This window comes from Bacillus songklensis, from assembly GCF_042649685.1.
In the GTDB taxonomy this organism is placed as follows: Bacteria; Bacillota; Bacilli; order Bacillales; family Bacillaceae_H; genus Bacillus_BA; species Bacillus_BA songklensis.
On record NZ_JBHRZT010000020.1, the window covers coordinates 407,968 to 430,815 of the forward strand.

General features: G+C 39.2%; 22 protein-coding genes and 5 tRNA genes. 5 read left to right on the top strand and 22 right to left on the bottom strand.

Annotation, left to right across the window (positions count from 1 at the left end; genetic code table 11):
* Window positions 1–32: 32 nt before the first annotated feature.
* From pstB to ACFOU2_RS05170, 15 genes are all read right to left on the bottom strand, one after another.
* Window positions 33–800 (bottom strand): phosphate ABC transporter ATP-binding protein PstB, encoded by a 768-nt coding sequence (gene pstB / locus ACFOU2_RS05100; protein ID WP_377913584.1) that lies wholly within the window; start codon window positions 798–800, stop codon window positions 33–35.
* A 97-nt stretch (window positions 801–897) separates the two neighbouring features.
* The gene (pstA, locus tag ACFOU2_RS05105) at window positions 898–1,767 is read right to left on the bottom strand and encodes a phosphate ABC transporter permease PstA (RefSeq protein WP_377913586.1); all 870 of its coding nucleotides are present in this window, start codon (window positions 1,765–1,767) and stop codon (window positions 898–900) included.
* A gap of 8 nt (window positions 1,768–1,775) precedes the next feature.
* Window positions 1,776–2,720: a phosphate ABC transporter permease subunit PstC gene (gene pstC, locus ACFOU2_RS05110; RefSeq protein ID WP_377913588.1), complete on the bottom strand. Its 945-nt coding sequence runs from the start codon at window positions 2,718–2,720 to the stop codon at window positions 1,776–1,778.
* Between the two features lie 86 nt (window positions 2,721–2,806).
* The gene (locus tag ACFOU2_RS05115; RefSeq protein ID WP_377912830.1) at window positions 2,807–3,781 is read right to left on the bottom strand and encodes a PstS family phosphate ABC transporter substrate-binding protein; all 975 of its coding nucleotides are present in this window, start codon (window positions 3,779–3,781) and stop codon (window positions 2,807–2,809) included.
* Between the two features lie 259 nt (window positions 3,782–4,040).
* On the bottom strand, window positions 4,041–6,188 hold the full coding sequence (locus ACFOU2_RS05120; RefSeq protein WP_377912832.1) for a peptidoglycan D,D-transpeptidase FtsI family protein: 2,148 nt from the start codon (window positions 6,186–6,188) through the stop codon (window positions 4,041–4,043).
* Window positions 6,189–6,366: 178 nt separating this feature from the next.
* A complete protein-coding gene (locus ACFOU2_RS05125) occupies window positions 6,367–7,656 on the bottom strand; it encodes an MFS transporter (protein ID WP_377912834.1) in 1,290 nt (429 codons plus the stop codon).
* Between the two features lie 234 nt (window positions 7,657–7,890).
* On the bottom strand, window positions 7,891–8,499 hold the full coding sequence (gene sodA, locus ACFOU2_RS05130) for a superoxide dismutase SodA (protein WP_377912836.1): 609 nt from the start codon (window positions 8,497–8,499) through the stop codon (window positions 7,891–7,893).
* A 232-nt stretch (window positions 8,500–8,731) separates the two neighbouring features.
* On the bottom strand, window positions 8,732–9,730 hold the full coding sequence (locus ACFOU2_RS05135; RefSeq protein ID WP_377912838.1) for an inorganic phosphate transporter: 999 nt from the start codon (window positions 9,728–9,730) through the stop codon (window positions 8,732–8,734).
* Window positions 9,731–9,744: 14 nt separating this feature from the next.
* Window positions 9,745–10,365 (bottom strand): DUF47 domain-containing protein, encoded by a 621-nt coding sequence (locus ACFOU2_RS05140; protein WP_377912840.1) that lies wholly within the window; start codon window positions 10,363–10,365, stop codon window positions 9,745–9,747.
* A 228-nt stretch (window positions 10,366–10,593) separates the two neighbouring features.
* Window positions 10,594–10,686: transfer RNA gene (locus tag ACFOU2_RS05145), tRNA-Ser, on the bottom strand.
* A 147-nt stretch (window positions 10,687–10,833) separates the two neighbouring features.
* Window positions 10,834–10,910 (bottom strand) — tRNA-Ile (locus tag ACFOU2_RS05150).
* A 3-nt stretch (window positions 10,911–10,913) separates the two neighbouring features.
* Window positions 10,914–10,988 (bottom strand) — tRNA-Asn (locus ACFOU2_RS05155).
* A 14-nt stretch (window positions 10,989–11,002) separates the two neighbouring features.
* Window positions 11,003–11,076: transfer RNA gene (locus ACFOU2_RS05160), tRNA-Met, on the bottom strand.
* 3 nt (window positions 11,077–11,079) lie between these two features.
* Window positions 11,080–11,154 (bottom strand) — tRNA-Asn (locus tag ACFOU2_RS05165).
* 63 nt (window positions 11,155–11,217) lie between these two features.
* Window positions 11,218–11,700 carry a DUF456 domain-containing protein gene (locus ACFOU2_RS05170; protein WP_377912842.1) on the bottom strand — a complete coding sequence of 161 codons (483 nt, stop codon included), beginning with the start codon at window positions 11,698–11,700 and terminating at the stop codon, window positions 11,218–11,220.
* Window positions 11,701–12,000: 300 nt separating this feature from the next.
* Between ACFOU2_RS05170 and ACFOU2_RS05175 the strand changes: the two genes are divergently transcribed.
* Window positions 12,001–12,780, top strand: a complete 780-nt coding sequence (locus ACFOU2_RS05175) for a DUF1189 domain-containing protein (RefSeq protein ID WP_377912844.1) — start codon at window positions 12,001–12,003, stop codon at window positions 12,778–12,780.
* Here the strand turns inward: ACFOU2_RS05175 and ACFOU2_RS05180 are convergent.
* Window positions 12,777–14,600, bottom strand: a complete 1,824-nt coding sequence (locus tag ACFOU2_RS05180) for a methyl-accepting chemotaxis protein (protein ID WP_377912846.1) — start codon at window positions 14,598–14,600, stop codon at window positions 12,777–12,779. The genes ACFOU2_RS05175 and ACFOU2_RS05180 overlap by 4 nt on opposite strands.
* Before the next feature lie 58 nt (window positions 14,601–14,658).
* Window positions 14,659–15,870, bottom strand: coding sequence for an MFS transporter (locus tag ACFOU2_RS05185; RefSeq protein ID WP_377912848.1), 1,212 nt, complete (start codon window positions 15,868–15,870; stop codon window positions 14,659–14,661).
* Between the two features lie 187 nt (window positions 15,871–16,057).
* Between ACFOU2_RS05185 and ACFOU2_RS05190 the strand changes: the two genes are divergently transcribed.
* Window positions 16,058–16,402: a hypothetical protein gene (locus ACFOU2_RS05190; protein WP_377912850.1), complete on the top strand. Its 345-nt coding sequence runs from the start codon at window positions 16,058–16,060 to the stop codon at window positions 16,400–16,402.
* A 321-nt stretch (window positions 16,403–16,723) separates the two neighbouring features.
* Entirely contained in the window at window positions 16,724–17,818 is a 1,095-nt protein-coding gene (gene ispG, locus ACFOU2_RS05195; protein ID WP_377913590.1) for a flavodoxin-dependent (E)-4-hydroxy-3-methylbut-2-enyl-diphosphate synthase, read from the top strand.
* A gap of 57 nt (window positions 17,819–17,875) precedes the next feature.
* Here the strand turns inward: ispG and ACFOU2_RS05200 are convergent, their stop codons facing one another.
* The gene (locus tag ACFOU2_RS05200; RefSeq protein WP_377913592.1) at window positions 17,876–18,169 is read right to left on the bottom strand and encodes a DUF4190 domain-containing protein; all 294 of its coding nucleotides are present in this window, start codon (window positions 18,167–18,169) and stop codon (window positions 17,876–17,878) included.
* Window positions 18,170–18,488: 319 nt separating this feature from the next.
* Between ACFOU2_RS05200 and ACFOU2_RS05205 the strand changes: the two genes are divergently transcribed.
* A complete protein-coding gene (locus tag ACFOU2_RS05205; RefSeq protein ID WP_377912852.1) occupies window positions 18,489–19,064 on the top strand; it encodes a hypothetical protein in 576 nt (191 codons plus the stop codon).
* Between the two features lie 26 nt (window positions 19,065–19,090).
* On the opposite strand, the gene ACFOU2_RS05210 is transcribed toward ACFOU2_RS05205, so the two are convergent.
* Genes ACFOU2_RS05210 through ACFOU2_RS05220 form a run of 3 tightly spaced genes read right to left on the bottom strand, consistent with a single transcriptional unit; the run spans window position 19,091 to window position 21,119 of the window.
* Window positions 19,091–19,501, bottom strand: a complete 411-nt coding sequence (locus ACFOU2_RS05210) for a Fur family transcriptional regulator (RefSeq protein ID WP_377912854.1) — start codon at window positions 19,499–19,501, stop codon at window positions 19,091–19,093.
* The gene (locus ACFOU2_RS05215) at window positions 19,498–20,340 is read right to left on the bottom strand and encodes a metal ABC transporter permease (protein WP_377912856.1); all 843 of its coding nucleotides are present in this window, start codon (window positions 20,338–20,340) and stop codon (window positions 19,498–19,500) included. The genes ACFOU2_RS05210 and ACFOU2_RS05215 overlap by 4 nt, the downstream gene beginning before the upstream one ends.
* The gene (locus tag ACFOU2_RS05220; RefSeq protein WP_377912858.1) at window positions 20,337–21,119 is read right to left on the bottom strand and encodes a metal ABC transporter ATP-binding protein; all 783 of its coding nucleotides are present in this window, start codon (window positions 21,117–21,119) and stop codon (window positions 20,337–20,339) included. Before ACFOU2_RS05220 ends, ACFOU2_RS05215 begins: the two co-directional genes overlap by 4 nt.
* Window positions 21,120–21,470: 351 nt before the next feature.
* On the opposite strand from ACFOU2_RS05220, the gene ACFOU2_RS05225 reads away from it, so the two are divergent.
* Window positions 21,471–21,725, top strand: coding sequence for a DUF2624 domain-containing protein (locus tag ACFOU2_RS05225; protein WP_377912862.1), 255 nt, complete (start codon window positions 21,471–21,473; stop codon window positions 21,723–21,725).
* 76 nt (window positions 21,726–21,801) lie between these two features.
* Here ACFOU2_RS05225 and ACFOU2_RS05230 read toward each other — a convergent pair whose 3' ends face one another.
* Entirely contained in the window at window positions 21,802–22,695 is an 894-nt protein-coding gene (locus tag ACFOU2_RS05230; protein WP_377912864.1) for a deoxyribonuclease IV, read from the bottom strand.
* Between the last annotated feature and the right edge of the window lie 153 nt (window positions 22,696–22,848).

Below are 22,848 nucleotides of genomic sequence, written 5' to 3' on the forward strand. Positions count from 1 at the left end.
CCTGTCTCATAGAAGTCTTCCAACGGTTAATATTAACCGAAACGGCCTGTAATATAGTCTTCTGTTCTCTTATCAGATGGGTTAGAGAAAATCTTGTCTGTTTCTGTAAACTCCACTACTTCTCCATTTAAGAAGAACGCTGTTTTATCAGAAATACGAGCTGCTTGCTGCATGTTATGTGTAACAATGATGATGCTAAAATTTTCCTTTAGTTCTTGGACTAACTCTTCTACTTTTAATGTAGAAATTGGGTCAAGCGCAGATGTCGGTTCATCCATTAAGATAACATCAGGCTCAATAGCGAGACAGCGCGCAATACATAGGCGCTGTTGCTGTCCGCCCGATAATCCGTACGCATTTTGATTTAAACGGTCTTTTACCTCATCCCAGATCGCTGCGCCTCGCAAACTTTTCTCAACGATTTCATCTAGGATTTTTTTGTTGCGGATACCGTGAATTCTTGGACCATATGCAATGTTATCATAAATGGATTTCGGGAATGGATTTGGCTTTTGAAATACCATTCCTACTTGTGTACGTAAATCTTCAACACCATAAGATTTATCAAAAATGTTGCGTCCACGGTAGTTAATTTCACCTGATGTGCGAACGATTGGGCTTAATTCAACCATGCGGTTTAAAGTTTTAATATACGTCGACTTACCACAACCGGAAGGACCGATAATGGCCGTCACTTCGTTCTCGTAAATATCAAGATCGATATTTTTTAAAGCATGCGTTTCACCGTACCATAAATTCAACCCTTTTGTTTCGTACACAATCTCTTTCTTTTTATTCATATCTTGTGTGTTTTTCTCTCTTACAACTGTATTTGTTTCCATATAATTGGTTCCTCCTTCATCCAACTAACAATAGGAATATGCCGATGTGAACAAATTAATATCTCTTTTGAAACTTATTACGAATGAAAACAGCAATTGAGTTCATCAAAATTAAGAATGCCAATAAAACGATAATTCCCGCCGCTGCCACAGATTGGAAATCTGCTTGAGGTCGGCTCGTCCAGTTATAAATTTGCATCGGGAGTACTGTAAATGAATCTAATACTCCAGTTGGCAAATACGCAATAAATGTTGGAATTCCGACTACTACGAGTGGAGCTGTCTCTCCGACCGCACGAGATAAAGCAAGAATACTCCCTGTTAAGATTCCCGGAATCGCTGCCGGCAATACCACGTTTTTGATCGTTTGCCATTTTGTCGCTCCCATTCCAAGAGATGCCTCACGTAATTCCTTTGGAACAGAACGGATGGCTTCCTGCGCCGCTACAACGATTACTGGTAGAATAAGTAAACTCATCGTTAATCCTGCCGCTAAAACGCTGCGCCCTAACGCTAATTGACGTACAAACACTGTTAACCCTAAAAGACCGAATACAATGGACGGAACACCGGCCAAGTTTGAAATGTTTAATTTAATAAAATCATTAAAACGGTTCTTTTTAGCATATTCTTCAAGGTAAACGGCTGTCCCTACCCCTAAAATAAGTGATACAGGCGCAACAACTGCCATTAACCATAAAGAACCTACTAAAGCGGCTTTAACCCCTGCTTCTTCCGGTCTGCGGGAAGCAAAATTTTGTAAAAAATCCGCGTCTAACCAACCTAATCCTTGAGTCAATATCCGATATAAAAGTATAGCTAACACTGCTAAACCAAAAAGAGTGGCACAGAAGAAGATAAATTTAAAAATGGAATTAAAGAGAAGACGACTTCCCATTCTCTTTTGGACTAATTCACGATCCATATACATAATTAATACTCCTCCCTAAAGCGTCGAGAGATATATTGGGCAAGTAAGTTCATGACCAACGTAAAGACAAACAATGTCATACCAACAGCATAAATACTGTAATAAATCGTTGTTCCGTAACCGACATCACCTGTTGTCACTTGAACGATGTAAGCTGTCATTGTTTGAATAGACTCCGTTACGTCAAACGTCATGGCAGGAGATGCTCCCCCCGCTACTGTTACAATCATCGTTTCTCCGATTGCACGGGAAATTCCTAATACAAACGATGCAATGATACCAGATAAAGCAGCAGGAAGAACCACTTTCACCGCTACTTCAAATCTTGTTGCTCCTAACGCTAACGCTCCCTCTCTCATAGAATTAGGGACGGAACTCATCGCATCTTCAGATAATGAGGCAATCATAGGGACAATCATGATACCCACGACAATTCCGGGACTTAGAGCATTAAAAACCGACAGATCTGGAATTAGTTTCTTAAGCATTGGCGTTACAAACGTTAAAGCAAAGAAACCGTAAACGATTGTAGGAACACCTGCCAGCACTTCTAAAATCGGCTTAATAATTCTTCTTGTACGATCTGAAGCATATTCACTCAAGAAAATGGCTGTTGCCAGGCCAATCGGCACTGCTACAACAGTCGCAATACCTGTAATTAACAATGTGCCTGTAATAAGAGGCAATACTCCGTAGTTTCCTTTTGCTTCAATAAAAGGAAGCCATTTTGTACCTGTTATATAATCCAAAAACGGTACACGAGAAAAGAATGTTGCTGTCTCAAAAATTAAAGTAAATAAAATGCCAAGTGTCGTTAAAACAGAAATAGCAGCAGTGACCAATAAAACAATCGGTACTGCCTTTTCAACCAACATCGTCGAATTATTCTTTTTCTTTTTCTCTAAAATCATTTCACGAATAGAACCATTTTTTAGTTCACTTTTCATGACAGCCAATGTCGCAAACCCCTTTCCATCACATGGAAAGATGAGAAGCTGAGCCAATTAGCTTCTCATCTTTATAATTTTAATGATTACTTAATGCCTTCAAGTGTTTTTAATTGCTCTTCATATTTTTCTTTCGGAAGAGCTACATAACCAACTTCTTCAGCTAAACTACCTTGATCTTCAAGAAGGAACTTCATGAAGTCGCGCACTTGCTCCTTCTCTTTAAGTGAAGCTGTATTTACATAAGTGAATAATGGACGTGATAATGGTGCATATTCACCAGATTCAATTGTATCGTTGTTTGGTTCAACAGGACCATTACCGCCGTCGATAGGAACCACTTTTAATTTATCTTTATTTTCAGCATAGTATGCATAACCGAAGTAACCGATCGCGTTTTTATCACCTGTAACACCTTGTACTAACACGTTGTCATCTTCAGAAAGCTGTGCAGATTCAACGATTGGTTTTCCTTCTAAAATCACTTCATCAAAATAGTCGTAAGTACCAGAGTCATGACCTGGTGAGAAGAATTTAATTTCCTCATCCGGCCAGCCTTTACGGATATCAGACCATTTTTTCGTTTTGCCGTCTTGTACCCACATTTTCTTTAACTCATCAACCGTTAAGTGGTCAACCCAGTCGTTTTCTTTGTTTACTACTACTGATAAACCGTCATATGCTAATTGGAACTCTTGGAATTCTACGCCGTTGTCAGCGGCTGCTTTTTTCTCTTCATCTTTAATTGGACGAGATGCATTTGAAAAATCAGTTTCGCCTTTAGTGAATTTTTCGAAACCACCGCCAGTACCTGATACACCCACCGATACTTTTACGCCTGGTTGAGTACCCATATATTCTTCAGATGCTGCTTCCATAATTGGGAATACAGTTGAAGAACCGTCCATTGCAACATTGCCCTCAAGCTGCTTATTTTCATCACCAGCTTTTTGCTCTTCTTTAGCTCCGTTAGCCCCTTCATTTGCTTGGCCACACGCAGTTGCAAAAGCTAATAGTGAACCAACCATGATTGATAACGCTAAAAACTTAAAGCTTTTCATTCCTTAATTCCTCCTACGACATATCGTTGTTTTGTCCTACGTGTATTAGAATAACTCCCGACTATTAAAGAAGTTTTAATGATATGTAAAGGTTTTGTAAATAAACAAAAAAAGAATGTATATTTTTTTACTTTTCCTTGTCAAAAGGTACATCGATGTATACTTGCCCTTACATATCTTTCTATATAGTATGTACAATATTTTTTTTCTCAAAAAAAAAAACCGAAAGCATTGAATTAGCTTTCGGTTTTGAATGATCTTATTCATTTTCAGTTTGTTCACTATTTTGTGCTTCTTCATCGGCATTCTTCGTTTGTTCGTCTGCCTGTTCTTTTATTTCTTGCTTCTTCAATTCAAAATAGGCATCCAAGGCTTTTCGGCCAACAATTTTACTCATAGGATGGCCTGCGCTGCCATCCCAAGGAGTCACGACAGCAAATGCTATCTCAGGATTATCGTAAGGAGCGTAGCCTATAAAGGTAGCATTTATAGTCGGAATAAGCTTCTGTCCTTTTTTTCGTTTTGGCCCATCATAAAAGGCTTCGGCTGTCCCGGATTTACCGGCAGGTTTGTAAGGGGCATTTCCAAAGTATGCATAGCCCGTTCCCCCCGGTTCCTGTGTTACTTTCCGGAACCCTTCCTGCACAAGTTTAATATATTGGTCTTTCATTGTAATTCGATTTAAAATGGTTGGTTCAGACGAATAAAGGGTACTTGGTTCATCCTCTTCATTAACAGCCGGGTCACGTATTTCTTTTACGATTTGGGGCTTCATTCGATAACCGCCGTTTGCGATTGTTGATACATACTGGGCAAGCTGTAAAGGTGTATACGTATCGTACTGTCCAATCGCTAAGTCTAAAAGCAATCCCGGCGTATAATCAGACCCCTTAAAACCGGCCATTTCATTCGGAAGATCAATGCCTGTTTTAACTCCCAAACCGAATTGACTGTAATATGAACGCATCGTTTCGAAATGCTCCGGCTTAATGCCTCGCAGCGCCATATTATGATGGTACTGAAGTCCCGCCAGACTCATGACAGTTTTGAACATATAGACGTTGGAAGATTGTTTTAAAGCCGTTTGTATACCAATACTCCCCATGTTTTTCCATGATTTTTTCTCTTTTGCTGTTCCCGCAAATTTTAACGGTTCATCCCGAAAAACCGTTCCCGGACTAATAGCTCCGGAATCAAGACCTGCTAAAATGGTCGCTCCCTTTACTACAGACCCCATTGTGTAAGATGTTGTCATATTACCTAACGCAAAGTCTTTGATTTCTACTTTTCCCTGATCGTTCATCGTATATTGCTTACCGGCCATCGCCAAGATTTCTCCCGTACGCGGGTCCATCATCACGATAAAACCGCGATCTAACAATCCTGTACCAGGTTTTCGTTTAGCCTTTAACAATTCATCTGTAAGAATTTTTTCCACTTCTGTTTGCAAGTTCATATCAATTGTTAACACGAGGTCTCTGCCCTGTTTTCCTTCAGAAACAACTTCCGTTCCTAATAAATTGCCGGATTTATCAGTTATATTTTTTACTTTCGCCTTTTCGCCGCTTAAAATATCTTCGTACTGAGCTTCGATATAACTCTTTCCAACCCGGTCATTTCGGCTATAATCTCTTGCTAGAAAATAGTCAAGCTGCTCGCGCGGCAGTCCTTCATTGGAGGAAGAGATATTTCCCAGCATTGATTTTAAAGTGTCACCATAAACATAATGTCTATCCCAGTATGTCGTCGTATCTACACCTGGAAGATCTTCTAAATGCTCGCTTATTTTTGCATATTCCTTAGGTGTAACTTCTTCATCTTCACTTTTGATATTTTGAGGGGTAAGAGCATACCCGCCGTCCATCTCTCGTTTAATGGCAAGTACTTCTTTTTCAGATTCCGGAATTTCATTTAAATCTTCTGGTGTAATTCTTGAAAGTTGAAGATTATAAATGTCTTTATCTGTAAGCTTCCCTTTTTTTAATTTGGCTAACTCATCTTTTCGGATTTTTTTCTTCGCTTCCTCCGGATGCTTTAGAATCCAATAGTCCTTTAAATCCCGCTCTGTGACTTTACTAGTATCTTTGTCGATATATTTTGCAAGTTGCTCGGCTACCTTAAGCCTTTCTTCTTGTGTGGTCCCCTGGAAACGAGTATACGTAATCGCATTTAAAGGGGTATTGTCGACCACGACACGGTTATAGCGGTCATAAATTTTCCCTCTCGGTACAGGAGCGTTCACTGTCACGTTTTCTGTTTTCGCTACTTCGCGCTGATAATTTTCCCCGTACACAATCTGGACAAGTCCTAATCTTAAAATCAATATTGAAAATAAAATAAACACAACAAAAAATAAAAGATTTAATCTAATAGGTACATGTGTTTTTTTCTTTCTCTTTCTTTTCATGGAGACACCTTCAATTTACATATTTGACCTCTTGCAATTTTCATATAAAACCAAAATAAGGAACTAAATGGTAAAAAATAAACAACAAATAGAAATAGACACCTCATAAGGTGTCTATTTCATTCATTTATTTATTATTGTAAAAGAAACGGCGCAAAATTTCTATAGTAAAAAATGTTTAAGCTGGAGATTCTCCGTCCCTTTCATTTAACATAGGCTGTGTAACGGGCTGTTTGGCAGCCTCTGTCTGGTTTTCAGGTCTAATTTTAACCTGTCTGACAAACAAGTATATAAAAGCATGTCCTGAGCCGATCAAGGCCAGTAAAACTGGAACACTTTGTTTTTCGTTAAAAAAGCTTACCGCAGCAATGAACAATAGGATGGATACGATTCTTCCGGCATTTAAAAACAGTTCACGTACGACGATGTATTCGACTCTCTTTTTCTTTACATCCTCCGCCTGCCCAATCACATCGTACGTAATGGACATATACGGAACAAGCAGCAAAGGATAGGCAATAGCAATAGTTGCTGCATACACAATTAGCTTTATGTATGATATATCAAATATAATTAAACCTACAGAAAAGTATAAGATCAAGCCTCCAGCTAAAATCGATCTCAACCTCTTTTCCTTCTTTACAAAGCGTGATACCACATAGTAACTGACAAACGCCACTGCCGAATTCACCAGGCCGAATGTTCCTAAAGCCAATTCACTGCCTGTTGTAATAAACACAAGAACAGAAATCACGAAGATAAAGGTTCCTTCCCGTAAACCTTGAAAAAAGTGGGCTTTTAACACGAGACTCCAATTTTTATTCGTTTTTCGTTCTGCTAATACTTGTTTAAACAAATAATGTCCTTCTGCGGCTCTTCTTTTGAGAAAAAAACTCAATATGACAGCACTGGAAAACAATATGAGAGAGATGGTAAATACGATTTTATAGCCGATAAAGCGATAGAAAGTGGAAATGATGAATCCCGCGGCAATTGGACCGATCATTCCAGCCAGCGAGTTAAGGATTCCGAGGAATCCATTAAAGAAATCACGAGTTTCAGGTTCCGTAATCTCAAAAGTCAATACATTGAATCCAAGCCAGTAAAACCCGTATCCTACGCCTAACAATCCGCCTAGTAACAATAAAAACTGAGCGACATCTGTTCCGATATAAAGGACCGTGATATAAAACGACGCCAGAAACGAAACCCCCAGGCGCAGTACAATTACTCTGTCTATTTTTTTGGCTAATTTCCCCGCCAAAATGAAAGTAAGAGGCTGCAATACAACAATTGCCAAATTATACAAAGCAATATCAAGGAAATTCCCCGATTGCTTCCATAAATAAATATTCACAAAGGTGTTGGACATCGCAATCGCTAACCCGTATAATCCCCCGATTAGAAGAAGCAATATCAATTCTTTGTTTACTTCTACATCACCAACTACTTTTTTCATGAAGGCCATACAAAAAACTCCCTTTCTTTCTTATGAACTAGTGTGTCAAATTTACAGGGAGTTATTCTAAATTCCATTTCTTCTGTACAGAAGAAATGGAATTTAGGCATTTTCATGTGGCAATAAGCATGTAAAACGGTATAGGAAGGTTGATTTAACATGATATTCAACCCAATATATGTAAGTTACAACACTAAAAAAGCTGATGAACGCATCCATTCATCAGCTTTTTTAATGTTGTGATTATTTCGCAGCAGCGTATAATTTTGCTACTTCATCCCAATTTACCACATTCCAGAAAGCTCCAATGTAGTCAGGACGACGGTTTTGATAATTTAAGTAGTAAGCGTGCTCCCAAACATCCAGGCCAAGAACTGGAGTTTTCCCTTCCATTAATGGGCTGTCTTGGTTTGGAGTGCTTGTTACCTCTAACTCTCCATTGTTTACAACTAGCCAAGCCCAACCTGAACCGAAACGAGTTGTTGCTGCTTTTGAAAACGCTTCTTTAAATGCTTCATAGCTGCCAAACTTGCTGTTGATAGCATCTGCTAATTCACCAGTCGGCTCGCCGCCTCCGTTTGGAGAAAGAAGTGTCCAGAATAAAGAATGGTTTGCATGACCGCCGCCATTATTGCGTACAGCTGTGCGGATTTCCTCAGGGACAGCGTCCAGGTTAGCAATTAATTCTTCAACGCTTTTACCAGCTAAGTCAGCTTTTCCTTCTACTGCAGCATTTAAGTTTGTTACATATGTGTTGTGATGCTTCGTATGATGGATATTCATCGTTTCTTTGTCAATGTGCGGCTCAAGAGCGTCGTAAGCATAAGGTAATTGCGGTAATTCGTATGCCATAAAAAATTCCTCCTTTTAAATATGTAAAAAGTGGGCGCCATATTTGCCCTTCAAGCTAAGATTAGCAAATTTACCCTCCTGTTTCAATGATTATGCTTTGGAATACATTGAATTTTACAACATTTCTTATAGTAACCATTCATCCTTTCTTTTAAACGCCGAAATAAAAGAGATAACAAAAAAAGGCTTTTTGAATAAAAAAGCCTTTTTGTTATCTTATTCACTTATGCTATCAAAAGAAAAGATTTAAAATTTGATAGACAATCGCTGCGATGACGGCTGAAACAGGCAGCGTGATGATCCATGTTAATACAATGCGTTGGGCTACTCCCCACTTAACATCTTTCACACGTTGAGCAGATCCTACCCCCATAATAGCCGATGAGATAACGTGGGTTGTACTGACGGGAAGGTGCAGCATAGTTGCGCCGAAAATAACTATTGCAGATGAAAGATCAGCTGCTGCTCCATTGACGGGACGAATTTTCATGATTTTTCCGCCCACCGTCTTGATGATTTTCCAACCGCCTACAGAGGTTCCTATTCCCATTGATAGGGCTGCCCCTATACGTACCCACATCGGAATATCTGTTGAAGTCTGAAACCCGCCGGCAATAAGAGCCATCGTGATGATCCCCATCGCTTTTTGAGCATCGTTTGTTCCATGTGTATATGATTGCAAAGCAGCGGTTGCAATCTGCATTGTACGGAATCCTTTATTGGTTTTGGATAAGTTAAAGTTCTTAAATATAAATGCAAAAATGGTCATCATAATAAATCCAACGGCCAAGGCTAAAAACGGAGAAAGAACTAACGATTGCAAAATCTTGATAAAGCCCTGGTAGTTTAAAATATTGAACCCGGCTGCCGAAATGGCTGCACCGGCAACCGAACCGATAAGCGCATGGGAAGAACTGCTGGGAATCCCGTAATACCAAGTAATTAAGTTCCACGCTATCGCTGCAATAAGAGCAGCTAAAATCACAACAGATCCATTCCCCAGTTGGAACGGGTCGACAATATCTTTCGTGATGGTCTTGGCTACTCCCGTAAATGTTAGAGCACCGATAAAGTTCATGGACGCCGCTAAAATAATAGCTGTACGCGGCGGCAGCGCCTTTGTTGAAACAGAAGTTGCAATTGCATTAGCCGTATCATGGAAACCGTTGATAAAGTCAAATGCCAGTGCAAAAACAACAACTAAAATAGTTAAAATTAATATTGTATCCATTGACCCAAAACTCCTTACGCGTTACGCATGATAATCGTTTCTAGAGTGTTGGCTACATCTTCACAGCTGTCTGCAATTCCTTCTAGCATTTCATACAATTCTTTTACTTGAATGATTCTAATCGGATCTTTTTCCACAACGAATAAATTTTTAATAGACGCTCGTAATAACTCATCGCATCTTGATTCTAAATCTTTAATTTGAATGGCATGTGTACGGATATCGAGTAATTTTTTGCTTGTTAATAACTCAATCGCTTTTGCAATTTCGATTGAGCTTTGGTGGATATTACTGAAGAATTTTGACATATACTCGTCTATATTTGTGATAGAGTACATTTCTAAACGAGCCACCCATTGCTCCAATCCATCTAACACATCATCCATTTTCATAGCCAGTTGTAAAATATCTTCGCGTTCAATCGGTGTGATGAATGTTTTATTTAAAGCGACAATCAGTTCATGTATATATGTATCACCTTTATGTTCGTATTCCTTCATCACACCAGAAAACTCTTTTAAATCACTTGTATTTTTGATTTGGTAGTCTACAAAGTACTGAGTAGACTCCTTTACATTAGATGAAATGCGGGAAAGCATTTCAAAAAAGACATCTTTTTTTGGTGAAAAAATCATAAAAGGAAACCTCCAAATCCGTTTATATAACTTAAAGAGCCAACGGTCATATTTTAGCATTTTTTGTCGAATTTACAATCGATTTATAAAATCTTTACAATTTCTTTACAATAGTAGAAAGCCGTATCCCTTTTAATTTATTGTGTTCATTTCAACGTTTATTTACTAATAATAAAGGAAATAAAAAAAGCCCCCTGAAAAACAGGAGACTTAGTAAGCTCATATGTATGGCGGAGGAAGAGGGATTCGAACCCCCGCGGGCTTTGACACCCCTGTCGGTTTTCAAGACCGATCCCTTCAGCCGGACTTGGGTATTCCTCCGTTTCAAGCGGGCTTTTTTAATTGTCTAGCTGCGAAAGCCAAACCGTACGGCTGTTTCACTTCTTCCTGCGGAGTCAAAAAGCGACTCCTTCTCAGATGCTCCAACATCCTATCGGTTTAAGCGGGCTTTCTCCGCTTTTCTTGCACTGGTGGACCCTGCAGGACTCGAACCTGCGACCGGACGGTTATGAGCCGTCTGCTCTAACCAGCTGAGCTAAGGGTCCAAATGGCTCCACAGGCAGGACTCGAACCTGCGACCAATCGGTTAACAGCCGATTGCTCTACCACTGAGCTACTGTGGAATATAAAGATAAAATAGCGGCGGAGGGGATCGAACCCCCGACCTCACGGGTATGAACCGTACGCTCTAGCCAGCTGAGCTACACCGCCGAATGGCTCCACAGGCAGGACTCGAACCTGCGACCAATCGGTTAACAGCCGATTGCTCTACCACTGAGCTACTGTGGAACATCAAATAATTTTAACGACATTAAAAATTTATCATGATTTTCCATGCTTGTCAAACAGTTTTTAAAGGACTGTAATGAGAAAGTAAACGATCATCACCGCTTGAATCATTCCTTTTGTAATAGCTCCACTGAAAAAACCGACAAGAGAACCAAAGCCGATATGGATCGCCTCAAAAAAGGATTTTCTCTGAAAAATCAATTCAGCAAGGACCGCCCCTACAAAAGGACCAATAATAATGCCGGCTACAGGTATAACAAAAGGACCAACCATCAACCCGATTGTACTCCCCCATATGCCAGCCTTTGATCCTCCGAATTTTTTCACTCCAACCAAATTGGCTAAATAATCTGCCGCAAATAAAGCTAATATGAATAGTCCCTGGATCAGCCAAAACAAGGGGCCAAACGGCTGGAACCCAAACAATACACCGTATAAAATAAAGCCGGCCGCAATAAATAACACACTTGGAATGATAGGATAGATAAGCCCGATAAATGCAATGACAAATAAAAGAGCAATAATGCCCCAATACACAATGGTCACGTTTTCACACACCTCTTATCCAAAAATAAACGCAGGAACGTTTCAAGGTCCCTGCTCTTTATTATAAGCCTTCTTTTCCCAATATTAAACGCGCAAACCTTATATTTACGTTAAGGCAGCCTTCCAGATTGTTTTCGTTTGAATCCGGCCTTCAATATAAACATTGCGGCAAATATGAGGGATTAATACTATCCATAAATAAACTTCCTGTAGAGCCTGAGCATAACCCTTTATTTTGAAAATTTCTTGTATTCGTTTTTGTGGACCGCTACAATGGGAGTGGGTAAAGGAGGTGAGGAAGTGAATGTATATAAACAGCTATTGATAAGCTTATATTCGCCTAAAAAAATGGCTGTGTTCCGTTTTCAATCCATCGGAAAAACAATGAAGTACATATTCATCCTGACATTCATTTCGATTCTGCCAACTTCCCTTTTCCTTGGATACGGCATCCTGAAAAGCGCCGACATTACTCAAGAAATGCTCACTAAAGAAGTACCCGAATTTACTATTTCAGATGGTAAACTGCAGACAGATCCTATAAAGCCCATTATCAAATCTGATGGAAACATTGTCTTTATTTTTGATTCTTCAGGAAAAATAACGAGCCAAACGATGGACCGTTATCCATATGCAGTCGCCTTATTACAAAATGAATTGGCCGTAACCGCCAATCATGAACCACATCTCTATTCATATTCTTTATTTCAAGGGATGGACTTATCGAAACAAAATATTCTTTCTTATTTAAATACATTAAACAACGGGCTTATTGTCTTTGTTCTTCTTATAATTGTCGGCTTATACATTTTAGCCGTCGGGAGCAGGTTTATCGGCATCACTATTTTTGCTTGCATAGGAATGATCTTTAAAAACATGCTTCATCGAAAAATGATCTATAAACAATTGTGGACGATCGCGGCCTACAGCGGAACCCTAACGACTTTACTATTTACGGTTACAAAAGGGCTCTCTTTTTATTTACCGGGACAAGCATTTTTCCATTGGGCGGTTTCCGGTATTTTTCTCTTTTTAGCAATCAAGCATATTCCCGCTCCAAAAAAACAGTCACACCTCTAGAGGTGTGACTGTTTTTGACTATGGATAATAAATTTCGCTGTAATGGACGTTAAAGATGAGGCCAATCCTGTTAATTTCATCCCGATTTCATGCGTGTTATTCATATGTTCAATTTGCTCTTTAGAGGCAGACAGCATTTGCTCTGCACTTGCCAACGTTTCTTGCGATATAGAAGCAAAGCCTTCAGCGGACTGTTCCATTTGAGGCAGGGTAGAAAATAATACATTAAACTCCTCCTTCATTTCCTCTAAAGCCTTATTTACATTGCTTATTTCTTTCATCAAACTATCAAATGTTTGTTTGGAATCTAAGGAAATGGCTGCATTGAGCTGGCTTTTTTGCAGCATATCATGAAACTCTTTGGAGGCTTTTGCTGATATCTCTTCCATCGATTGAATGAGGCTGGTAATTTCCTCCGTCGCATTTGTGGATTGATCGGCTAACTTTCTGACTTCACTCGCTACTACGGCAAACCCTTTTCCCGCCTCTCCGGCTCTTGCCGCTTCTATTGCTGCATTCAAAGCAAGCAATTTGGTTTGTTCTGCGAACTGTTGAATCAGGTTGACAATTTTAGCGATCGACAAAGAATGCTCTTTTACTTCTTCAATTGTATGAGTCATATCCGTAAACTCTTTTTCAAATCGATTCATCGATATAATTATACGGGAAATGTCCTGTTCCCCTTGGTAAGCCCGATTGTTCATTTCATCGGCTGTTTGGGTAATGTCGGTCATATTATGTATAATGTGATGAATTTTCCCCTTCATTTCCTGGAACATATGGATGCTTCTTTCAGAACTGGTGGCAGTCTGTTCAGCACCTTGTTTCACTACAAAAATAGATTCTTTGAGCTCATCATTGAAATACAAAGCTCTCTCCGATGCACCTTTCAATTCATTCCCTGTTTCATTTAAAGCGACCGTTGTTCCATTAATCTGATCAAGCATCATTTTCATTTGTTCAATCATTTGATTAAAACTTTTTACAAGCGAAGAAATCTCGGGAATGGAGGTAGTAATGCTGATTTGCTCACTCACATCTCCTTCTCGTACCTTTCGCATTGCCTTTCGCATTGTCATTAACGGTTTTGTTAAGCTTCTTACTAAAAAGATAATAACAACAGAAGTAATAATAACACTAATAATAGAAGCAATCAGCATAAAAAGTGCTAAATGGTTGATGGTTCCCAAATAATCAGCAGTTGGAACAGCCAGTAAATAAATGCCTTTTAACTCCGGAATTTGTTTGAAGGCTAGTGTATAATCGTTCCCTTGAAAATCGAAATGGAGAACACCGTGCTCTTGTTTCTGTACCTGCCCCAACACTTTTTCAGGAAAAATCAAAGGACTCCCTTTGCTCACTGTAAACGGTGTTACTTCCTTTTGCTTCAACAAGAAAAAATGGCCTGATAATCCATCTTGCGTTAATTGGGCATCCTGCGATTTTACTGTATAGTTGAATTTCTTTAAAAATCCTTCTTCATCGTTAATAAAAGTAAACATTAAACTTTGAGCAATTTCATACATCGTAAAGGCTTCGCGCTCAAGCCGATTTTCGATAATGGTAATCGTCGTGCTCCGCGACTTCTCGTAAGAAACGAAACCAAGCAGACTAACAGATGTGACAAGCAAACTCAAAATGCTTATAAGCAGCCTATTTTGCAAACTCAATGTCAATTCTTTCCGACGCCATTTTGTATGGTTTTTTCTCTTCCATTTGGGAAAGGCAATCGTTTTCTTTATTTTTATCCATTGTTTCCAATCCACAATAATCCCCCTTTTCTCACATACTAAAGTATGACAGAGAATTGTAAAGGGCATGTAAAAACTATATGAATTTTGGTTAAAAAGTACTAATATTGTCTAAATTTGTCTTTTTTTAAAGCTTACTCATTCCCATTTTTATGACTTTCATCATGTCCATTTTTGTAAACAGCCAAATAGAAGCAAAAAGGATTAACAAAAAACAATAAACAAACATCTGGGTCACCTCCACCATCCACTCTCCAAATACGATTGGTCCCAACGCGACTCCGATAAAACGAACAGTTCCATATAGGGACACAACAAATCCTCTTTCTTCATCCTTAACAACAGATGTGCTCATCATATTGGCACATGGCAGCACAAATCCCAATCCCCCAAAAGCAATGGTTGTTAAAAACATTAAAGAAGACAAATCGTGCTTAAAGATAAGCAATGCAAAGGATATACTAACAAGAAGCAGGCCGATTAATAAAAGTTTGGTCATGAATTGACGATTATTTTTAATTTCCCTGCCCGTCCAATACGATGCAATCGTCATAGCACCTAATGGAAAAGCAAAGGCAGTGCCTTTAAAAAATCCATCAATATGATACGTCTCTTCAATTAAAAAAGAGAGATAATAAAGCGTCCCGAATAATAAAAAAAGACCTAATCCCCCGGTAAAAAACAAAGGAGACAACCATGCTTTTTCTCTTTGCAGTACAACCTTCAGCTTATGGATATAGTCTCTAATCGAAACGGTATTGCGCGCTGTCTCACTTTTCCCTACGTACCGCAGTATTCCATATAAAATAAGAGCAGCGACAAGAGGATAAACATAAAAAGCGCTGTACCAGGCAAAAAGGGCAGCTGTTGCTCCAATTATTGGCGCTATTACTTTCCCGATACCGTTGTACACTTCCAGAATGCCAAGCACTTTGCTTCTTTTTTCCTGTTGAAATAAATCTCCTGCAAGCGCCATTGCCAATGGAGTCGTTCCGGCTGCCCCCACCCCCTGGACGATTCGCCCCATTAGCAATAAATAAAAACTGCTTCTTTCATTAGGTAAAAACCCGCTGATAATCGCCGCCATACTTCCTCCAATAAACAGAATCATTGAAGTAATGATCAGTCCTTTTCTCCCATATTGATCTGACAGCACTCCGACAAGGGGAATCAGAACGGCAGCAGAGACTGAAAAGCTGCTTAAGACAAGCCCTATCTCAAAATTTGTTAACTGTAAGGCCTGCTGAATGGTCGGCAAGATAGGAATGAGCATTGAATTTCCAAGTACCATAATAAACGGGAGTAACCCCAATGTAATAACGATATATTTTTCCTTCATTTTTCTTATCCTCTATCCCTTCATATTTTTTTGCGGACAAGCATACATATTACAAAGACTTCTTTGTCTCTCGCATTGCGCCTTTCCGTTTAACGCCAACATCAAGAAAAACGACACGTCAGCACCAAAAAGTTGAAGAATGATAAAACATGCTCAGTCATAAAGGAGCTATTTCTGGGGGGAGACTATGAAAAGATTAGGTTTTTTAATGGTCATGATCTTTGTTATATATGTTGTCCAATACGATATTAGATATGGGACTCTTCCACACGATAAAGCCGTAGCGGTCAATACGAAACCTACTAAGGAATCCTTCCGGGAAAAGAATTCCCAATCTGACGTTTTATACTTAACTGTCAAAGTGAAAGCAGGCGATACAGTCTTATCAATCGTTGAACAGCTTGCCCAAGATTCCGTTCCCGTTTCCATTGAGAAAGTCGTAAAAGACTTTAAAACGTTGAACAAAGGAATGTCCCCACAGAGCATCCAAATCGGCAAAGAGTATAAGTTCCCCCTGTATAAGAGGACATAATCATCGAGCCTTCCCATACGCTTAAAATAGACATCGAGCCACGTTTTTACTGAATGGAACGGACAGAAAAATTTTTGGTTTTATGGATTTCTCTTGTCGGGTCCTTTCAGGCGAATGACTCAAATGGTACGCCTTTTATACCTTTTGAGTCATCCGCCCCATCATATTCCTTGTCAAAAATTTGATGTGATTGGTACAATAGGGGGGCATTCAATTTTTTCTACTAGTTATTTTCTCGATAAAGCGTTATTCTATTTATTGAATAAGTCTTTTCTGTACGAGTTGGATCTTATTTAAAGGAGAGATTAACACGTGAGTGAAATTATACATCGTACTAAAACCCGCCCTGTTAAAGTCGGTAATTTAACAATCGGCGGTAATAACGAGTTAGTCATTCAAAGTATGACAACGACCAAAACACATGATGTAGAAGCGACCGTTGCGGAAATCAAGCGTCTGGAAGAAGCAGGCTGCCAAATTGTTCGCGTGGCCGTTCCAGATGAACGTGCAGCGAATGCCATTTCCGAGATCAAAAAGCGCATCAACATTCCGCTTGTGGCGGATATTCATTTTGATTACAAACTTGCCTTAAAAGCTATTGAGGGCGGAATCGATAAAATTCGTATCAATCCGGGGAATATCGGTCGCCGTGAAAAAGTGGAAGCAGTCGTAAATGCTGCTAAAGAGCGTGGAATTCCAATTCGCATAGGAGTCAACGCGGGGTCTCTTGAAAAGCGCATACTGGGAAAATATGGATATCCTACTGCTGACGGTATGGTGGAAAGTGCCCTTCACCATATTAAAATTTTAGAGGATTTAAATTTCCATGATATTATCGTTTCGATGAAAGCTTCAGATGTAAACCTGGCCATTGAAGCGTATGAAAAAGCTGCAATGGCATTTGATTATCCGCTTCACCTTGGAATTACAGAATCAGGTACACTGTTTGCAGGTACGATTAAGAGCGCAGCCGGGCTTGGTGCCATCCTTTCTAAAGGGATTGGCAATACACTTCGCATTTCGCTAAGTGCTGATCCTGTTGAAGAAGTAAAAGTAGCTCGTGAACTTTTAAAAGTATTCGGCCTATCTTCAAATGCTGCTACGTTAATTTCTTGTCCTACTTGCGGACGCATTGAGATTGATTTAATTAGCATTGCCAATGAAGTAGAAGAATATATTTCAAAAATTAAAGCTCCGATTAAAGTCGCTGTACTTGGTTGTGCGGTAAACGGCCCTGGTGAGGCACGTGAAGCAGATATCGGAATTGCAGGAGCGCGCGGTGAAGGATTATTATTCCGTAAAGGAGAAATCGTTCGTAAAATTCCTGAGGAAACAATGGTTGAAGAACTCAAAAAAGAAGTCGACAAAATTGCAGAAGAATATTATGCGAAACAAGCGGCCGAACAAAATGCATAATACATTGAACAGCGGATGAATCTAATTCATCCGCTTTTATGTCCTATCCTTTATCCGTTAGAAAAACGGCAGGATAAATACTCCGATAACAATGGAAACGATCCCGATACCAATCGCCCATGCCCCTAATGAATTTGCTCCTCTTCTGCGTGCGATAAAGCCTAAGATAACACCTGCAGCGCCTAATAATACCGGCATAAAGAATAGTGAAAGAATGGATAGAACCAAGGCTAAAATTCCGTAGCCTCTTCCCTCTCCGGCTCCTTCCCGCTCATGATCAGTGCGGTTTCTCTCTATACGTTCTCCTCTTGCAGGAACTGGAGCGGCTACTTCAGCGGCCGTTTCTTCCATAAAATCTGATTCATATAGATCTTCGTATGCTCTTCTATGGTATTCTTTGTTGTCCAATGCTTATCCCTCGCTTTCTTTATCCCGTTCTAACGGGCAGTAAGTTTCCCATTATACGCCAAGGATAACTTGCTCGTAAGAACCTGATAAGTTCAACTAACACCCGATAAGGGGCCCACCGAGTAAAAGTGAACTTTATAAGGAGCATTTATAGTATCCGAAAAAATAAGACAATTATAGTTGTTAATGTTTTCTTTATCAGCGGTTCGCTCTTCTTATGGTACACTACATATAGCACCATTGTATGAAGGAGTTGTAAGCATTGCAGAAAAAATTCGGTATTGATATTGATGGAACAGTAACATGTCCCACTACTTTTATCCCTTATTTAAACCAATCATTCGGGCTTAACTTGACGTTAGATGATATTAAGGAATATGATCTTGTTCCCGCTGTCAAAGTAACTGAACAAGAGCTGGCAAAATGGTTCACCGAGAATGAAGCAAACATTTATGCAAATGCTCCATTGGCTCAAAACGCTCAAAAAGTATTGAACGAGTGGAAGCATCAGCATGAATTGATTTATATAAGTGCCCGTCATAAACACTTATTGGATATTACCCAAAGCTGGTTTCAATTGAATAATATTCATTTTCATCACATTGATTTAGTCGGGTCACACGATAAAATTGAAACCGTTAAGAAGCATAATATCGACGTGTTTTTTGAAGATAAGCATGATAATGCATGTGATATCAGCGAAGAGTGTGACATCCCGGTTATCTTATTTGATACTCCTTATAACCGTCTGCCTGTTCCTAAAAATGTCGTTCGCGTTTATGATTGGATGGAAGCTAAACAATGGATTGACCACTGGTTCAATCATCGAACCCAATAAAAAAACTCGCCTGTTGGCGAGTTTTTTTATTGGCATTCATTACACTTGCCGTATATTTCAAATTTATGGCCCGTCACATCAAATCCTTTTAAATCGTCTGCTAAATGCTCCATTGGACAAGTCTCAATCTCTTTCGTTTTTCCGCAATCAAGACAAATAAAATGATGATGATGATGTAAGGTCGCGCATTTAAACCGGAAATGTTTCTCTCCCGACAACTCCGTCATTTCAAGGATACCGAGATCCACAAACAATGATAAATTGCGATAGATCGTATCAAAGCTCAATCCCGGATAGTCTTTTTTCATGTGTTCCAATACATCTTTTGCTGTTAAATATTTATTGAATCTAGAAAAAAGGGTCAGCATTTCTTCACGCTTTCCGGTATATTTATATCCTTCCTGCTTTAATAATTCAAGAGCTTGGCTTATGTTCATCTATTGCTCCTCCTCCGTCCTTTATTGAGAAGGATTGATCCTATTAAAATCAATACTGCAATGACAACAATAACTCCACCTGGTGCCAGGTCCAAATAATAAGATAAAAACAATCCTCCTATAACTGCTATTTCACCAAATAAAACAGATAAAAAAATCGTTTGTTTAAAACCGTTTGCCAGTCGAATGCTTGACGCCACAGGCAATGTCATCAAGGAAGAAACCAATAAAATACCAACAATCCTCATGGATGCAGCAATAACTAAAGCGACCATTATAATAAATAAGAAGTGAATCCATTTTGCTTTTACGCCGGATGCCGCTGCGTGCTCCTCATCAAAAGACAAAATAAATAATTCTTTATAAAAGGATATAACAAGAGCAACCACAACAACAGCAATAAATGCAATAGTCCATAGATCAGATCTGCTTACAGCACTCACACTGCCAAATAAATAATTGAACAAATCTGTATTAAAGCCATCCGCTAATGAAATAAAAATGACGCTGATTCCGATTCCTCCTGACAAGATAATCGGAATGGCAAGCTCCTGATAATGTTTATACACTCCACGAAGCTTTTCAATAAATAACGATCCTAAAACGGAAAATGTCATGCCAAGATATAGCGGGTTTAATCCCTGAAACAGTCCGAACTTTTTCTCGAGCAGCAGACTCGCGGAAATGCCCGCTAATGTAACATGGCTCAAAGCATCAGCAATAAGCGATAAGCGACGCACCACAATAAAGACCCCTAAAAGCGGGGCAAGCAATCCAATTAAAATTCCAGTTAAAAACGCATTTTGCAAAAACTCAAACTGAAAAATACTCTCTATCATGCTCGCTGACCCCCATGTTGATGGTCATGATTCAAGACATGAACGTGATGTCCGTAAAATAAGGATAAATCATGCTCACACAAATAATTGAATTCCGCTGCTTCCCCATGGAAATGCAAATGTTTGTTCAGGCAGGCCACATGTGTTACTTTTTCCGTAATCGTCCCCGTATCGTGTGTAACTAATAATAAGGTGATGCCATGCTCCTTGTTCAAGGACTCTAAAAGTTTATAGAAGTTTTGAACATTTTGGGCATCTACTCCGACAGTGGGCTCATCTAAAATCAACAACTCGGGTTCACTGACCAAGGCACGAGCGATAAAAACACGTTGCTGCTGCCCTCCTGACAATTCTCCGATGTTACGATGGACGAATTCACTCATTCCTACAGCTGCAATTGCATCGAGCACCTTTTGTTTATGATGGGATTTCATAAAACGAAACAATCCTAACTTCGATGTTAATCCTGTAGAGACCACTTCAAATACTGTGGCTGGAAATCCGGTATTAAAGCTGTTTGCCTTTTGGGAAACAAAACCGATTTTGTTCCAGTCTTTAAATTTTTGAATATCTTGGCCAAACAGACGGATTGTGCCGCGATATGGCTTTTGAAGTCCCAATATACACTTAATAAGCGTGGATTTGCCGGAACCGTTTGGACCAACCAATCCTAAAAAAGCCCCTTTTGGGATCATTAAATTAATATCCTCTAATACCGCTTGTCGATCATATTGAAAAAAGAGATCTTTGATTTCAATCACATTTTGCTCTTCTATCATCTTTATCACCAAACTTCTTTAAGAATCATTACGATTTAACCATTATTGTAGTATACATCATTAAAATGCCTTTTGTAAACTGTAAATAACTATAAAACACTCGCTGTAAACAGCAGGATGTTTTAATGGATAGCGGGCCACGGCATAAATAACTTCTTTCTCAGCATCAGTATAGCGCCTTTACATGAACGATAAATTTAAAATGATAACGAGCGCGGCAAAATTAATGAAAGATCATGAATCCGGAGCAATATAATCTAAAATGGGAGAAATTTCATTTTCTCATTCCGCCGTTGCACCTCTTTCCCGTTCATCCCATACATTATAACGATATGATAAGGAGGGAGAACCATGAAAATTTTTCAGCAGATCGTAAATCATAAAATCAATCATTTAACGATAAAAGAACTACTGAAATACAGTAAAGAATATAATATCTCCTTAGTGGAAGCACAAGCACAACATCTTATTTCCATTATTAAAGAAAAGCCGATCGATATTTATAACGAAAAAGAGCGACACGAACTAATTAAAAAAATTGCCCGTGTAACCAATGTTCAAACAGCCAAAAAGGTACAACAATTACTTCAAGAACTTATGAAGTAATAAGCAGAAGCTGGCCTGAAAACATGTTCCTTATGTTTTCAAGCCAGCTTCATATAAGGTGAAATTCCACTCTTTCTTAACTTCCCATTAATTTTTCTTGCAGCTGAGGGTCAAAGGTTTGAGAATGGAGCATTTCAATTTCCAGCTTATATGGGGGCTTTTTCTTATTTTTATCTTCTCCTACATAAGGGGTCTCTAAAATCTTGGGTATATCGCTTAGGGACGGATGATGAACAATGTAGTTTAACGCCTTAAATCCGATGTGGCCGAATCCGATATTTTCATGGCGGTCTTTTTTCGCGCCCCGCTCATTTTTACTGTCATTAATGTGTAATACTTTAATGCGATCTATGCCGACAACTTTGTCAAATTCATTTAATACTCCATCGAAATCGTTGACAATATCGTATCCTGCATCATGGGTATGACATGTATCAAAGCAAACGGACAATTTATCGTTATATTTTACACCGTCCATAATCATGGCAATTTCCTCAAAGCTTCTTCCGCATTCAGAGCCTTTTCCAGCCATTGTTTCAAGTGCAATTTGTACAGTCTGTTCAGGCACCAATACCTCATTTAAACCTTCAATAATTTTCTTAATGCCAACTTCCGCTCCCGCTCCAACATGGGCACCTGGATGCAAGACAATTTGTTTCGCTCCAATTGCTGCTGTACGCTCAATTTCCGAACGTAAAAACTGTACACCCAATTCAAAGGTTGCCGGATTTGTTGTATTTCCGATATTGATAATATAAGGAGCATGGACAACGATGTCTTCGATTCCATGCTCTTTCATATGTTGAAGACCAGCTTCGATGTTGAGCTCTTCAATTTTTTTGCGTCTTGTATTTTGCGGAGCACCAGTATAAACCATAAACGTATTCGCTCCATAGGAAACAGCTTCTTCACTAGCTGCCAGCAACATTTTTTTACCACTCATTGATACATGAGAACCAATTTTTAACATAGCACACCTCTGTCTATTAAACTTGCATACAGCCTATCTTATCATACCTTTTCTTTCTCATTCAAAAAAGATGCTGCCTTATTCTCACGAATGAGGCAACTATAAAGAATCAACCTTTCCTTTGGCGGAGTCTACAAAAAGACCCGTCATTAA